Raw genomic sequence first — 14,784 nt, forward strand, 5'->3', positions numbered from 1 at the left:
GGTAGGTGCGGACCGTTGGTCCGCACGCTGTCAATACAGGTCGGTGGGATCTACGTCCAATGACCAGCGCACCTTGCGCGCCTGCGGCAAGCCGTAAACTAGCGGCATGATCTGATCCAGCAGCGCATGCAGCGGCCGCCGCGCCGGGGCCGACAGCAGCAGCTGCGTGCGCTGGTAACCGGCGCGGCGCGGCATCGGCGCCGGCATCGGGCCGAAGCGTTCCACGTGGCACTCATGCGCGATCAGCTCGCGCACTGCCATCAGCATGGCGTTGGCGTGCTCCACCTGCTGCGCCTCGGCGCGCATCAGCGCCAGGTGCGCGAACGGCGGGAAGCCGGCCGCTTCACGCTGCTGCAGCTCGGCGTCGGCGAAGGCGTGGTAGCCGCCGTTGACCAGCGTTTCCAGCAACGGGTGCCCGGGGTGATGGGTCTGCAGCCAGACCTCGCCGGCGTCGCTGGCGCGTCCCGCGCGCCCGGCCACCTGGATCAGCTGCTGGGCCAGTTTCTCGCTGGCGCGGAAATCGGCGGAGAACAGTCCCTCGTCAATGCCCACCACCACCACCAGGGTCAGCTTGGGCAGGTCGTGGCCCTTGGCCAGGATCTGCGTGCCGACCAGGATGCCGGCGCGGTCGCCCAGCGTGGCAAGTTGGGTCTCCAGCGCGTCGCGCCGGTTGGTGGTGCCGCGGTCGATGCGGATCACCGGGAAATCGGCGAAGGCTTCCACCAGGCGTTCTTCCAGCCGCTCGGTGCCGATGCCCTGTGGCTGCAGCGCCAGGCTGGCGCAGTCGGGGCAGGCCAGTGGCGCCGGCTGGCGCGCGCCGCAGTGGTGGCATTGCAGCCGGCGGCCGCCGGCGTGCACGGTCATCGGCGCATCGCAGCGTTTGCAGGGCGCGGTCCAGCCGCAGTCGTGGCACAGCAGCACCGGCGCGTAACCGCGGCGGTTCTTGAACACCAGCACCTGGTGGCCGGCCGCCAGGTGCTGGCCGATGCCTTCCATCACCTCGGCCGAAAGGCCGTCCTTCAACGGGCGCTTGCGCACGTCCAGCACCCGCACCCGCGGCGGGCGCGCCTCGCCTGCGCGCTGTTTCAGGCGCAGATGGGTGTAGCGGCCGGCATGGGCGTTGTGCAGTGATTCCAGCGACGGCGTGGCGCTGCCCAGTACCACCGGCACATCCAGCGCCTTGGCCCGCACCAGCGCGAAATCGCGCGCGTGGTATCGAATGCCGTCCTGTTGCTTGTAGCTGCCGTCGTGCTCTTCATCGACCACGATCAGCCCGGCGTTGGGCAACGGGGTGAACACCGCCGAGCGCGTGCCCACGATCACCTGTGCCTCGCCGCGCGCGGCGGCCGCCCAGACCCGTGCGCGCTCGTTGTCGTTCAGGCCCGAATGCAGCACGTGCACCGCAATGCCCAGGCGGCTGCGGAAGCGCGCGAGCGTCTGCGGGGTCAGCCCGATCTCGGGCACCAGCACCAGCGCCTGCCGGCCGCGGGCCAGGCAGTCCACGATGGCCTGCAGGTACACCTCGGTCTTGCCGCTGCCGGTCACCCCGTCGAGCAGGAACGCGCCGAACCGCGCGTGGGCGGTGATCGCGGCGATGGCGTTGGCCTGCTCTGCATTTGGGGTCGGCCCCGGCCGCAGGGCCGGCAGCGCCGGGGCGTGCTCCAGCGCGATGCGCTCGACCAGGCCGCGCTTGGCCAGCGAGCGCGCCGCGCTGCGCCAGTCGTCCATCGCCTCGTCGAGCAGGTCCTCGTCCACGCTGCCGCCGGCCAGCTGTTCGGCCAGGCGGTGCGGACGGGTGCCGGCCCGCAGCTTGGCGCGGTGTTCGAGTCCTTCGGCAGTGAGCTGCCAGCCCCAGCGATGGGTGTCGGGCACCGGCTCACCACGGCGCAATGGCGCGGGCAGGGCGGTGCTGACCACCTCGCCCAGCGGCGCATGGGTATAGCGTGCCAGCCACTGCAGCGAGGTCCACAGCTCGCCGCCCAGCAGCGGCGCCGGGTCCAGCCATTCCACGGCAGCGCGCAGCGCGTTGCCGTCGGTCACCGTACCGATCCCGGCCACCACGCCCACCAGCTCGCGCGAGCCGAACGGCACCCGCAGCCGGCGACCGACCATGCCAGGCCCGGGCGGCGCTCCCGGCGGCGGCGCGTAGTCGAACCACTGCGGCAGCGGCAGGGGCAGGGCAACTTGGAGGGAGGGGGCATCCGGCAGCGGCGCCGGGGCACTTTCCAGGGTCAGCAGGGGGGCTGGATCGGGGGGCAGCATCGCGCCAGTGTAGCGGCCCGAACCGGCCCTGTTCAGCGCACGAAACCGATCGCCGCATGGCGCCGTGGAACCTAAATAGGAGCTAAATATCCGTGGCCATTGGAGATTCGGTCTTATCCACATCTTCTGTGGATAAGTCTGTGTGCGAGTGTCGAACTCCGAGCTGTTTGTCAGGGAGTTCCGCAGTGAAGCTTGGGTTGGTCAAAAAATAGCCACACAACTAAATGTATGTAAATCAATAAGATGGCTGTGAAACACAGCTGACACATGGGTGACGCCGGCTTCACCTGCCGGTTTTCTGCCGATTTTGTTGGTGCTGTGCACAACCTGCGCCGCTGTCAAGCCATCTACATCACCGCGGTAGTCGCACGTGACCCGTATCGGCATCCCCCTGCGCGGGCGCACTCGCTATCATTTCGGCACTTGATGGAGTTGCTATGACGGCTGTGAACGCCCCTGTTTCCTCTACTGCAGCGGGTGCCCTGTCCGCATTCCTGCGAGGCGTCGAACGCCGTGCCCTGGTGGTTGCCGAGCTGCAGTGCGGCGACCCGACCGTCGCCGAACAGGCACTGGTGGCGGTGATGCGCGCCTTCGCCGGCATCGCCAGCGATGTGCCGATGGCACAGTGGCCGGACCGGTTCTGGATCCTGCTGGCCCACCGCACCCCGATCCGCATGCCGGCCCCTGGCGGCCAGTGGGCCCCTGGCCTGGCGCACCTGCCCAGCCTGGCGCCGCCGGCACGTCTGGCGCTGCTGCTGCGGGTAGGTGGCGGGCTGGACGAGGCGGCCGCCGCGCAGATCCTGGACCTGCCGGTCGCCGACTACCAGCAGGCGCTGGCGCAGGCCTGCCCACGCGATGCGCAGGGCCACCCCGATGCGGCAGGCTGGCGTGCCCTGGCCGAACAGGTGCAGCAGCGCCTGCGTGACCTGCCGGCCAGCAGGCTGCAGCAACTGCACCAGCCCGCGCCGGCCCCCGCGCCGGGCAAGGGTCCGGCCTCATGGCGCGCGCCGGCCCCGGCCGATGCGGCGCCCCGGCGCACGCCGGTGCGCCGTCACAATCGCCGGCCGCTGTGGCGTGGCCTGCTGATCCTGCTGGTCACCATCGCCGTGTTGCTGGGCGGTGCGGCGTGGTGGAAGCACCGCAGCCCGGCGCTCGCCCCCGAGGCCAGCGTGCCCGACGGCGCGGTGTCCACCGCCGACCCGGTGCGGGTCGAACCGTTGGCGGCTGAAGACCTGCCGGTGACGGCGCCGGCCGATCCGGCCCACGCCGCCAGTGACGCGGCCATGCTGGCCGACCCGGACCTGATGCTCGCCCGCGATGCGGACCTGTACGCGTGGGCTGCCGCCGGTGGGCCGGTCCCGGTGGACGAGTCGCAACCGCAGCCCAGCCGCCCCGAACCTGCCACCGCCGGCCTGGAGACGGCAGCCGCTGATGAATAAGTCGATCCTGCTGCTCGCCATGGGCCTGGCGACCGGTGCGCATGCCGCGCCACAGCCGCTGCCCCTGCCATCGGCCACGCCTGTGCCGGTTACCACACCCGCCATTCCCGCCACCCCCGCCGCGCTGGACCCGGCCCAGCTGCGTGAACTGCGCAGCCGCTATGCGCAATGGCAGGCATTGCCTGCATCCGAACGTGCCCGTATCCGCGAGGCCGCCGGCCGTATTGCCGCGATGCCCGCTGCACAGCAGCAGGCGCTGCGGGCCCGCTTCGACGAACAGGACCAGCGGTTCCGCGACGGCTGGCTGCTGGGCCCGCAGCTGGGCCAGCATTTCCCCAAGCTGCAGGGTCTGTTCGGCTACCTGCCCGCTGACCAGCGCGAACCCGCCCTGGCCGCGCTGCGCCAGCTCAACGAGGGCCAGCTGGCCCAGCTCACGCTGATCGCCCAGCGCACGCCGCCGCAGGAGCGCGACCAGGTACGTGACCAGTTCCTGGGGCTGGCGCCGGCCGCGCGCGATGCCTGGTTGAAGGAAAACCTAGTGCGTTGAGCGTAAGATGACCGGCCGCAACCCGGTGCCTGTGCCCTCCGCGCGCTGCCGTAGTTGCCGTCTGTGATCCCATGTCTACCGTTACCGCAACGCCGCGCCTCTCCCGGGAAGTGCGCGCCACCGGCCTGCTTGCGCTGCCGCTGGTCCTTGGCCACATCTCCACTGGCCTGATTTCCTTCGTCGACAACGTCATCGCCGGGCATCACGGTACCCAGACGCTGGCGGCGGTCACCATCGGCACGGCGCTGCTGTGGCTGCCGATGCTGATCCCGATCGGCACGTTGATCTCACTCACCGCCTCGGTGTCGCAGTTGCATGGCGCCGGCCGCGAGCGGGAGATCGGCCCGCTGTTCCGCCAGGCGCTGTGGCTGGCGCTGGGCCTGGGCCTGATCATGTTCACCTTCCTCACGGTGGTGCCGCCGTTGCTGCCCGCGTTCGGCATCGCCCCGGACATCGTGCCGGGCGCGACCGCGTTCCTGCATGCGGTGCGATGGGGTGGCCCGGCGCTGACCCTCTACTTCTGCATGCGTTACCTCAGCGAAGGCATGCACTGGACGCTCCCGACCATGCTGCTCGGCTTCGGCGGCCTGCTGGTGCTGGCGCCGCTGGGTTACGTGCTGTGTTACGGCAAGCTGGGTTTCCCGGAAATGGGCGCCGAAGGCCTGGGCATCGCCTCCGCCACCATGATGTGGATCCAGGCGCTGTGCTTTGCCGGCTACCTGTGGAAAACCAAGCGCTTTGCCCACCTGGAACTGTTTTCGCACCTGGAGCTGCCGCGCTGGGCGGCGATCTGGGACCTGCTGCGTACCGGCCTGCCGATCGGCATCACGGTGCTGATGGAGGGCGGGCTGTTCATCGTTACCGCCCTGCTGATCGGTCGCCTGGGCGCCACCGAGGCGGCCTCGCACCAGATCGCCATCAACGTGGCCCAGCTGTGCTTCATGATCCCGATGGGCGTGGCCGAAGCCACCACCGTGCGCGTGGGCCATGCGGTAGGCAGTGGCAACGGGCTGGGCGTGCGGCGCGCTGCCATCGCCGGCCTGCTGATCATCCTGGGCACGCAGACGCTGTCGGCGCTGGTGCTGCTGTTCGGGCACGACGCCATCGTCGGGGTGTATACCGCCGACATGGGCGTGGCCGCGCTGGCCTCCACCCTGCTGCTGTATGCGGCCGCGTTCCAGTTCCCGGATGGCATCCAGGTGCTGTCAGCCGGCGCGCTGCGCGGCCTGAAGGACACCCGCGTGCCGATGTTCATCGCCATGTTCTCCTACTGGGGGCTGGGCATGCCGCTCGGCGCCGGGCTCGGCCTGGGCCTGGGCATGGGTCCGCAGGGCATGTGGCTGGGCCTGATCCTGGGGCTGACCGCAGCGGCGATCCTGATGGGCTGGCGGCTGCGCGTGAGCAGCCGTCGTGTCGGCAATGACCTGAACCTGACGGCCTGATGGCCCCCTTACTTGTGTCCGATGCCGGGCTGTCCGGCACGGGCTATGCTGGTACCACGGCAAGAAGCCAACTGGAGTTTTCCCCATGAATCAACCCGTGCGTCGCAATCCCGTCGCCAGCTTCTTCATCGGGCTGTGGGATGTGATGAACTTTACCCGCAGGCTGATCCTCAACCTGCTGTTCTTCGGCCTGTTGCTGCTGATCCTGGTCCTGTTCGTCTTCGCGATGGGCAAGGGCGCCAGCAGCGGCCGCACCCTGCAGGACCGCACCACGCTGGTGATCGCGCCGGAAGGCCGCCTGGTCGAACAGTTCAGTGCGGATCCGGTCAGCCGTGCGCTCGCAAAGGCCATTGGCGACAACAGCGCCGAGGAAGTGCAGCTGCGCGACCTGGTGCGCGCGCTGGATGCGGCGCGCGAGGACAAGAAGATCGAACGCGTGGTCCTGCAGCTGGACAAGCTGCAGCCGAGCGGTTTTGCCTCGATGCGTGAAGTAGCCGCGTCGCTGCAGGAACTGCGCGCGTCGGGCAAGGACATCGTGGCCTACAGCGACAACATGAGCCAGTGGCAGTACCTGCTGGCCGCGCAGGCCAAGGAGATCTACCTCGACCCGATGGGCGGGGTGGTGCTGGAAGGCCTCGGTCGTTACCGCCAGTACTTCCGCACCGGCCTGCAGGACAAGCTGGGCGTGGACGTGCACCTGTTCAAGGTGGGCGAATACAAGTCCGCCGCCGAACCGTACGTGCTGGACGCGGCGTCGCCGCAGGCCAAGGAAGCCGACCTGTTCTGGATGAACGACGTGTGGCAGCGCTACCTGGCCGACATCGCCACGGCGCGCAAGCTGGACGCCGCGCAGCTGGCCGCCGGCATCGACACCATGCCCGAAGGCATCGCTGCTGCCGGTGGCGACCTGGCCAAGTTCGCCCTGCAGCAGAAGCTGGTGGACGGCCTGAAGACCCGCGAGGAAGTCGAAGACCTGCTGGCCGATCGTGGCGTGGCCGATGAAGACGCCGACGGTGGCTTCCGCAGCATCAACCTTGACGAATACCTGACCCAGATCGACACCCGTCGTTCGCCGGTGGATTCGCGACCGCAGGTGGCGGTGGTGGTGGCGTCCGGCGAGATCGCCGGTGGCGACCTGCCGGCCGGCCGCGTGGGCGGTGAGTCGACCTCGGCGCTGTTGCGCGAAGCGCGCGACGACGACAACGTGAAGGCCGTGGTGCTTCGCGTGGATTCGCCCGGCGGTGAAGTGTTCGCCTCGGAGCAGATCCGCCGTGAGGTGGTGGCGCTGAAGGCGGCCGGCAAGCCGGTGGTGGTATCGATGGGCGACCTGGCGGCATCGGGCGGCTACTGGATCAGCATGAATGCCGACCGCATTTACGCCGATCCGTCGACGATCACCGGTTCGATCGGCATCTTCGGCATGATCCCCAACCTGTCGCGTTCGCTGGACAAGATCGGCGTGCACACCGACGGCGTGGGCACCACCCGCTTCGCCGGTGCGTTCGACATCACCCGCCCGATGGATCCGGCCGTGGGCCAGGTGATCCAGTCGGTGATCAACAAGGGCTACGCCGATTTCACCGGCAAGGTGGCCGATGCACGCAGCAAGCCGGTGGAAGCGGTGGACGAAGTCGCCCGCGGTCGCGTGTGGAGCGGTGCGCAGGCCAAGGAACGCGGCCTGGTGGATGCCTTCGGCGGCCTCAAGGCGGCCATTGCCGACGCCTCCAACCGCGCCAAGCTGGGCGGCCCGGACAAGGTGCGCGTGCGCTACATCGAAAAGCCTGCCACTCCGTTCGCGCAGTTCCTCAGCGGCTTCGCCGGCAGCCATGCCGGTGCCTGGATGCTGGGCGAATCGGGCGTGGCGCGGATGATGCTGGCCCGGTCGATGCCGGAAGTGGACACCCAGCTGCGCTTCGTCGAAGACGCCGCCCGCGACCCGCGCGGCAGCGCCCCGGTCAAGGCGCTGGCGTACTGCTTCTGCGGTTTCTGACGGCGGATCACGACCAACGGTCGTGATCTACCCGATGCGATTGTCGCGGTAGGTCACCACCGTTGGTGGTGACGCGCTTCAACCAAAAAACCCGGCCAAGGCCGGGTTTTTTCATTCCTTACCGGCCCGCTTCGGCCTCATCGGCGGCGCTGGTGTCCGGTGCTTTTTCCAGCGTTTCGCGTGCGGCCTTGGCCTTGTCGAGCGGTTGCTGCATGGCGTCGCGAAGTGCCGTGGCCTGCGGTTCGGGTGGCTTGTCCGGGGCCGGAGGCACCGGGCGGTTGCAGCCGCACAGCGCAAGCAGGCCGGCCATCGGCAGGGCGATACGGATCAACATGGCAACCTCGCAGGCGAACCCAGGGACGCGCAGTTTCGCACCGCTTTGCCGGCCCGTGTGTGATGGGGTGCGCCGCACCGGCATGCGGGCTATCCTGCAGTGCCCCAAGGCAGGAGAAGCAGGTGAGTTCGCATCGTTGGCGACTGGATGGACAGACCGCATTGATCACCGGTGCCAGCGCCGGTATCGGCCTGGCGATCGCGCGCGAACTGCTCGGGTTTGGCGCGGACCTGCTCATTGTCGGCCGCGATGCCGACGCGCTGGAAATGGCCCGCGATGAGCTGGCCGATGCCTATCCGGATCGTGAGATCCACGGCCTGTCCGCCGACGTTTCCGACGACGAGGATCGTCGCGAGATCCTGGACTGGGTGGAAGACCACAGCGACGGACTGCACCTGCTGATCAACAACGCCGGCGGCAACATCACCAAGCCGGCCACCGAATACACCGAAGACGAGTGGCGCGGCATCTTCGAGACGAACCTGTTTTCGGCGTTCGAACTGTCGCGTTATGCGCACCCGTTGCTGGCCCGCCACGCCGCCTCGGCCATCGTCAACGTCGGCAGTGTCTCCGGGCTCACCCATGTGCGCAGTGGCGCGGTGTACGGGATGACCAAGGCGGCGATGCACCAGATGACGCGCAACCTGGCGGTGGAGTGGGCCGAAGACGGCATCCGGGTCAACGCGGTGGCGCCGTGGTACATCCGCACCCGCCGCACCTCCGGCCCGCTGGCGGACCCGGATTACTACGAACAGGTGATCGACCGCACACCGATGCGGCGCATCGGCGAGCCTGAGGAAGTAGCTGCCGCCGTCGGGTTCCTGTGCCTGCCTGCGGCCAGCTATGTCACCGGCGAATGCATTGCCGTGGACGGCGGATTCCTGCGCTACGGGTTCTGAGGCGTACCGGCCAACGGTCGGTACCTACCGGGGTACCGCGCAGTTGCTTTCTGACAGCACGCCCTGCAGGCGCTCGCGCTCGGCGGCAGCGGCGGCTGCCGTGCCGGGCGAGGCGAAGCGTTCCCGCCCGCGCGCATCGCGGAAGCGCTGCTGCCACGCATTGCAGCGCTGGTCTTCAGCCAGCGGCTCGCAGGTATCGCGGACCACTTCGCAGCTGGCGGCGTTGACCGGCGTGTTGCCGCCCAGCGCAGTGACCGACAGCAGCACGCAGGTCGGCGGTGCCGGTTCACGCTCGTGCAGGTAGCGTCCGCCGTCCTGGCCCTGGCACTGGTAGATCTCCGGCAGCGGCGGTTTTGCCGGGCCGTCGCCGGGCAGCTCGTCGCCGGGCTTGGGCAGGTTCGCACTATCCAGGATCGCAGTGCCCCGTGGCACTTCGTACGCCTCTGAAATCACGCGCTCCATCGGCTGCGCCTTGCCGGGTACCTGCGGCGGCATCGTTGCGGGTGACAACGGCTGGACCGTTGGCGCGGCAGGCGGCGGGGGCGTCGCCTGGGTCGACACGGACACCTCCGCGCGCGATGGCGCGGCGTTCATGCGCTGGATGACCTGGTGGCTGCCGGCCGGGCAGGGCTTGCCCTGCACCGTCACGTTGTCGTCTGCATCGGTGCAGCGGAACACGATCGGCTCATCAGCCATCGCCGACGACGCCACGCACAGCAGCAACAGGAGGCAATACGGTTTCATCGGCGCAGGATACAACGCGCCGGTTGCCGCGCCCTACCGGCAATCCCGGTCAAGGCGCGCATCCACGCCACGCTGCTCGCGGCTGATCGCATCGCGCTCGCCCTGCAGCGCGCTGTTGTAGCGCCGCACCAGCTCCCAGCGGCGGTCACGCAGGATCGAACACACTTCGCTGGCGGGCAACGGGTGGCACTGGTCGCGCACCAGCACGTTGCCGGCCGGAACCACCACGTCCTGGTAGGTGCCCGGGTACGCCGACCCTTCGCTGTGCCACTGGGTACTGCCGCTGCCGACGGAGAGGCTGCCGCCAACCCGTGAGCCGCCGCCGGAAACGGTCAGCGAGCCGCCACTGGAGCTGACCGAGCCGCTGCCCATCGGGGCGATCGGGGGCAATGGGCGTGGTCCCGGCCCCGGTCCCGGGACAGGGCCGGGGTGGATGCCACCGGGCCGGCGTCCTGGGATCCAGGCGCTGGTCCACACCGGCACCCAGCGCGGATTGCCCTCGCTGGTTTCGCTGGTATACCGGCTGCCGTCGTCGCGGATGCATTCGTACATCGGCTGCGGCGGCTGTACCTGCACATAGCGCACCTCGCGCTCGGGTGCTGCCGGTGCCGGCGTGGCGGGGTCACGGTCGCTGCGCACCACGCGCGGCGCCGGATCGCGCGGGCGCTGCATCTCGCGCACTTCCTGGCGCCCGTCGCGGCAAGGGGCGTCCTGCAGCGATACCGCCCCGTTGCTTCCTACGCAGCGGTAGACACGCACGCTGCTGTCCTGCGCCGCCAGCGGGGCGCTGCACAGCAGCAACAGGTACAGCGGGAGGGCAGGGTGTGGGCGCATGGCCGCAGTGTGCGGCCTTGCCTGTGCAGGCGCAAAGAACGCCGTGCGGCTCAGGTGCGCAGGACGTGGCCGGTGAGGGCGTCGCGGATCGGGGTGGGCTGGTCCATGCCACCGGTGGCGCCGTCGACCAGCCCGTCCAGGTCGCGCAGCAGGTTCGGGTCCAGTCCGGCACGGCTGCGCGCCGGCGGCTGGCCGGCCAGGTTGGCGCTGGTGGACACCAGCGGCCCGCCCCAGGCGCGGCACAGCGCCGCCACCAGCGGGTGGGCGCTGACCCGCACGGCAATGCCGGTGTGTTCCCCTGTGATCCATCGTGGCGCGCGAGGTCCGGCGGGCAGGATCCAGGTATTGGCGCCGGGCCAGCTGGCCAGTACCTCGGCCCTGCGCTCGGCAGGCAGCGCGTCGATCCGCACCCAGCCTTGCAGCTGGGCCAGGTCGGCAGCGACCAGGATCATGCCCTTCTCGACCGGCCGCTGCTTGAGTTGCAGCAGCTTCAGCACGGCCGCTTCGTTGGCCGGGTCGCAGCCCAGTCCCCACACCGCTTCGGTGGGGTAGGCGATCACGCCGCCGGCGCGCAGCGCGGGAGAGGCAGAGTCGACGGTGAGTTCATTCATGGTGACGACCGTTCCAGTGCGCCGTGTTGTCGCCCGACCCACGGTCGGGCGCTACCGCGGTCAGGCCTTCTTTACTGCTTTCTTTGCTGCGGCCTTCTTCGTGGCGGCCTTCTTGGTCGCCGCCTTCTTCGCAGGTGCCTTCTTGGCAGGGGCCTTTTTGACGGCCGCCTTCTTCGCCGCCGGCTCCTTCTTCACGGCCGCCTTCTTTGCCGGGGCCTTCTTGGCCACGACCTTCTTGGCGGCCTTTTTTCCGAAGCCCTTGCGCACCGGCTTGCCGGTTTCTTCCATCAGCTGCTGCACTTCGGCCAGGGTCAGCGAGGCCGGCTCGCGATCCTTCGGGATCTTGCCGTTCATCTTGCCGTCGCTCAGGTACGGGCCGAAACGGCCGTTCAACACCTGGATCTCGCTGCCGTCGAATTCCTTGATGATGCGGTTGCGGGCGATCTCTTCCTTCTCTTCGATCAGGAACACCGCGCGGGCCAGATCGATGGTGTAGGGGTCGTCTTCCTTCTTCAGCGAAGCGTAGGTGCTGCCACGCTTGGCGAACGGGCCGAAGCGGCCGATGCCCACGCTGACGTCCTCGCCCTTGTCCTCACCCAGCGCGCGCGGCATCAGGAACAGCTCCAGCGCGTCTTCCAGATTGATGGTGTGCATCGACTGGCCCGGGCGCAGCGAGGCGAACTTGGGCTTGTCCTCGGCGTCCTCGGCGGTGCTGCCGATGGCCGCGTACGGCCCGAAGCGGCCCAGCCGCACGCTGACCGGCTTGCCGGTCTTGGGGTCGGTGCCGAGCTCGCGCGCGCCACTGGCCTCGGCGCGGTCGACCGATTCCTTCTTCTCTTCCACCAGCTGGTTGAAGGGTTCCCAGAAGCGGGCCATCAACGGAATCCAGTCTTCTTCGCCGCGCGACACCGCATCGAGCTCGTCTTCGAGCTTGGCGGTGAAGTCATAGTCCACGTACTGGGTGAAGTGGCTGGAGAGGAACTTGGAGACCGCACGGCCCACGTCGGACGGGCGGAAGCTGCGGCCTTCCATTTCCACGTACTTGCGGAACAGCAGGGTCTGGATGATCGACGAATAGGTCGACGGACGGCCGATGCCATACTCTTCCAGCGCCTTGACCAGCGCCGCTTCGGTGAAGCGCGGCGGCGGCTGGGTGAAGTGCTGTTCGGCCAGGATGCGCTCCAGCGGCACGCGGTCGCCGGGCTTCATCGCCGGCAGCTTGCGGCCTTCGTCGTCGTCCTCGGCGCTCTTGTTGTCCTTGCCTTCCTCGTACACGGCCAGGAAGCCGGGCACCACCACGGTGGTGCCGCTGGCGCGGAACACGTGTTCGCTGCCGGCCGACAGGTCCACGCTGACGGTGTTGAGCGTGGCCGGAATCATCTGGCTGGCCACCGCACGCTTCCAGATCAGCTCGTACAGCTTGCGCTCGTCGTCGGTGAGGTAGCGCGCCACCGACGCCGGGGTGCGCAGCGCGGCCGTCGGGCGCACCGCTTCATGCGCTTCCTGGGCGTTCTTGGACTTGGTCTGGTAGGTGTTGGGCTTGTCCGGCAGGGCGGCAATGCCGTAATCGCGGGCGATCACGTCGCGGATTTCGGCCAGCGCATCCTGGGACAGGTTGACCGAGTCGGTACGCATGTACGAAATCAGGCCTACGGTGCCTTCGTCGCCGATCGCCACGCCTTCGTACAGCTTTTGCGCCACCTGCATGGTCTTGCGGGTGGTGAAGCCCAGCTTGCGCGAAGCCTCCTGCTGCAGCGTGGAGGTGGTGAACGGGGCGGCCGGGCGGCGCTTGCGCTCCTTGCTGGCCACGTCGGTGACGTGCAGGTTGCCCTGGGCGGCCTGCTGGATGCGCAGGCGCGCGGCCTCGGCGGTGTCGCCGTCGGTCACGGTGAACTGCTCGAACTTCTGGCCGTCCAGCTTGATCAGGCGGGCATTGAACGGCTGCGAGGGGTGCGCGCAGGCGGCATCGATGCTCCAGTACTCGCGGGCGATGAAGGCTTCGATTTCTTCCTCGCGCTCGACGATCATGCGCAGCGCCGGGCTCTGCACGCGGCCGGCGGACAGGCCGCGCTGGACCTTGCGCCACAGCACCGGGGACAGGTTGAAGCCGACCAGGTAATCCAGCGCGCGGCGCGCCTGCTGGGCATCGACCAGGTCGCTGGCGATGGCGCGCGGCTGGCTCATCGCCTCCTTGATCGCGCGCGGGGTGATCTCCGTGAAGACCACCCGCTGCATCGGCTTGTCCTTGACCAGCCCGCGTTCCTTCAGGATCTCGGCGATGTGCCAGCTGATCGCCTCACCCTCGCGATCCGGGTCGGTGGCCAGGAAGATGTCGTCGGCGCCCTTGGCGGCCTTGGCGATCGCATCGACGTGCTTCTCGTTCTTCTCGATCAGGTCGTAGCGCATCGCGAAGTTGTTGTCGGGGTCGACCGCACCTTCCTTGGGGACCAGGTCGCGCACATGCCCATACGAGGCCAGGACGGTGAAGTCCTTGCCGAGGTATTTGTTGATCGTCTTGGCCTTGGCGGGCGATTCGACGATGAGCAGGTGCTTGGGCATGTCGTTGATTTCTGTGGGCAGCAGCCCGGGGGAGGGCGCTAGGGTGGAGCAAATGGCCGCATTAGTGAAGGGCAGCCGTCGAATTCCATACGCTGAACGCCCGGGTATGCGCCGGGCGTTCAGGTTTTGCGCCTGCTAGAGGAATCACGCCGGAGCCGCCTGTGTCAAGCGGCCGGGTGTGAGGGCCGGTCAGGACATGGACGCGGCAATGGCCCCGAAACCGAGGATCAACAGGCCGATCATGGCCACCGTCAGGATGCCGCTGATGACCAGGATCACGATGGTGACCGTGCCCAGGCCGCGTTCCTGGAACTCGGCGTTCTCGGTGAAGGCCCACTTGTCCACCACCAGCGTGTCGCACAGCATGTCGTGCAGTGCCTGCTTGCGCTCGGTGAAGGCGGCCATGATGAAGCCGATGAAAAGGGTCAGGCTGCTCAGGATGAAACCGAAGTAGCGGCCCACGCCGCGCAGGAAGGTGATCCGCTCGCCGTCGCTGCGCACCACCTTGATGCCCACGGCCATCTTGCCCAGGGTGGCGCCGCCGCGCGAGGCGTGGAAGCCTGCGTAGTAGCCGATGCCGATGGCGAAACCGCTCAGCATGGCCACCAGGCTCATCGCCAGGGCCAGGCTTTCGTTGCCGCTGGACGCGCCGATCAGGTTGAACACCACGCTGACCGGGACGTTGATGATGCCCACCACGATCGAGTCCAGGAAGTACGCCGCGTATCGCTTCCAGAAGCCGGCGTAGACCACCTCGCCACCGCCCACCACGGCCGCGCCGTAGCCGCCGGTGGCGGCCGGTGCGGTATACGGCGAATAGGTGCCGCCGCCGGTGCCGGGCAGTGGTGCGGTGCCGTTGTCGATGGCGGTGTAATCCCCGCGCAGGTCGAAGCCGCTGCCCAGGTTGCTCGCGGCGCTGGTCAGGTTCTGCAGCTGCAGCTCCTCGACCGCCTCGGACACCGGCTTCCACTGCGGGTAGCCTTCGCGCCATACCAGCGTCGTGAGGCTGATTTCACCGCGCTGGAAGCGCTGGCGCAGGTCTTCGACCAGCAAGGGACCCTGGCGGTCCTGGCCGTCTGCGTAATACCACTCAGTCATTGCGTGCTTCCCCTCTCATCCATAA

The 14,784-nt window shown here is 68.6% G+C and carries 12 protein-coding genes; 5 read left to right on the plus strand and 7 right to left on the minus strand.

Annotated features, from left to right (window positions below; all coding sequences use genetic code 11):
* Window positions 1-30: 30 nt before the first annotated feature.
* Window positions 31-2,262, minus strand: a complete 2,232-nt coding sequence (locus tag SOM39_RS06765) for a primosomal protein N' (RefSeq protein ID WP_320457881.1) — start codon at window positions 2,260-2,262, stop codon at window positions 31-33.
* Between the two features lie 437 nt (window positions 2,263-2,699).
* Here SOM39_RS06765 and SOM39_RS06770 point away from each other — a divergent pair, with 437 nt between their 5' ends.
* The 4 genes from SOM39_RS06770 (at window position 2,700) to sppA (ending at window position 7,680) form a co-directional block, all read left to right on the plus strand.
* Entirely contained in the window at window positions 2,700-3,701 is a 1,002-nt protein-coding gene (locus SOM39_RS06770) for a hypothetical protein (protein ID WP_068854184.1), read from the plus strand.
* Window positions 3,694-4,248: a DUF3106 domain-containing protein gene (locus SOM39_RS06775; RefSeq protein WP_068854183.1), complete on the plus strand. Its 555-nt coding sequence runs from the start codon at window positions 3,694-3,696 to the stop codon at window positions 4,246-4,248. Before SOM39_RS06770 ends, SOM39_RS06775 begins: the two co-directional genes overlap by 8 nt.
* Window positions 4,249-4,319: 71 nt before the next feature.
* Window positions 4,320-5,690 (plus strand): MATE family efflux transporter, encoded by a 1,371-nt coding sequence (locus SOM39_RS06780; RefSeq protein ID WP_093534756.1) that lies wholly within the window; start codon window positions 4,320-4,322, stop codon window positions 5,688-5,690.
* Window positions 5,691-5,775: 85 nt separating this feature from the next.
* On the plus strand, window positions 5,776-7,680 hold the full coding sequence (gene sppA / locus SOM39_RS06785; RefSeq protein ID WP_068854181.1) for a signal peptide peptidase SppA: 1,905 nt from the start codon (window positions 5,776-5,778) through the stop codon (window positions 7,678-7,680).
* Between the two features lie 118 nt (window positions 7,681-7,798).
* Here sppA and SOM39_RS06790 read toward each other — a convergent pair whose 3' ends face one another.
* Complete coding sequence (locus tag SOM39_RS06790; protein ID WP_320457882.1) at window positions 7,799-8,014, minus strand: hypothetical protein; 216 nt, start codon at window positions 8,012-8,014, stop codon at window positions 7,799-7,801.
* Between the two features lie 122 nt (window positions 8,015-8,136).
* On the opposite strand from SOM39_RS06790, the gene SOM39_RS06795 reads away from it, so the two are divergent.
* On the plus strand, window positions 8,137-8,913 hold the full coding sequence (locus SOM39_RS06795; protein WP_320457883.1) for an SDR family oxidoreductase: 777 nt from the start codon (window positions 8,137-8,139) through the stop codon (window positions 8,911-8,913).
* A 24-nt stretch (window positions 8,914-8,937) separates the two neighbouring features.
* Here the strand turns inward: SOM39_RS06795 and SOM39_RS06800 are convergent, their stop codons facing one another.
* The 5 genes from SOM39_RS06800 to SOM39_RS06820 all read right to left on the minus strand — a co-directional run bounded on the left by SOM39_RS06800 (window position 8,938) and on the right by SOM39_RS06820 (window position 14,759).
* Window positions 8,938-9,657: a DUF4124 domain-containing protein gene (locus SOM39_RS06800; RefSeq protein ID WP_320457884.1), complete on the minus strand. Its 720-nt coding sequence runs from the start codon at window positions 9,655-9,657 to the stop codon at window positions 8,938-8,940.
* 33 nt (window positions 9,658-9,690) lie between these two features.
* Window positions 9,691-10,491, minus strand: a complete 801-nt coding sequence (locus tag SOM39_RS06805) for a DUF4124 domain-containing protein (RefSeq protein ID WP_320457885.1) — start codon at window positions 10,489-10,491, stop codon at window positions 9,691-9,693.
* Between the two features lie 50 nt (window positions 10,492-10,541).
* On the minus strand, window positions 10,542-11,102 hold the full coding sequence (locus SOM39_RS06810) for a Sua5/YciO/YrdC/YwlC family protein (RefSeq protein ID WP_320457886.1): 561 nt from the start codon (window positions 11,100-11,102) through the stop codon (window positions 10,542-10,544).
* Window positions 11,103-11,162: 60 nt separating this feature from the next.
* Complete coding sequence (locus SOM39_RS06815) at window positions 11,163-13,661, minus strand: DNA topoisomerase I (RefSeq protein WP_068854175.1); 2,499 nt, start codon at window positions 13,659-13,661, stop codon at window positions 11,163-11,165.
* 189 nt (window positions 13,662-13,850) lie between these two features.
* Entirely contained in the window at window positions 13,851-14,759 is a 909-nt protein-coding gene (locus SOM39_RS06820) for an RDD family protein (protein ID WP_068854174.1), read from the minus strand.
* Between the last annotated feature and the right edge of the window lie 25 nt (window positions 14,760-14,784).

The sequence above is a fragment of the Stenotrophomonas sp. CFBP8994 genome (assembly GCF_034044835.1).
Taxonomy (GTDB): Bacteria; Pseudomonadota; Gammaproteobacteria; order Xanthomonadales; family Xanthomonadaceae; genus Stenotrophomonas; species Stenotrophomonas rhizophila_A.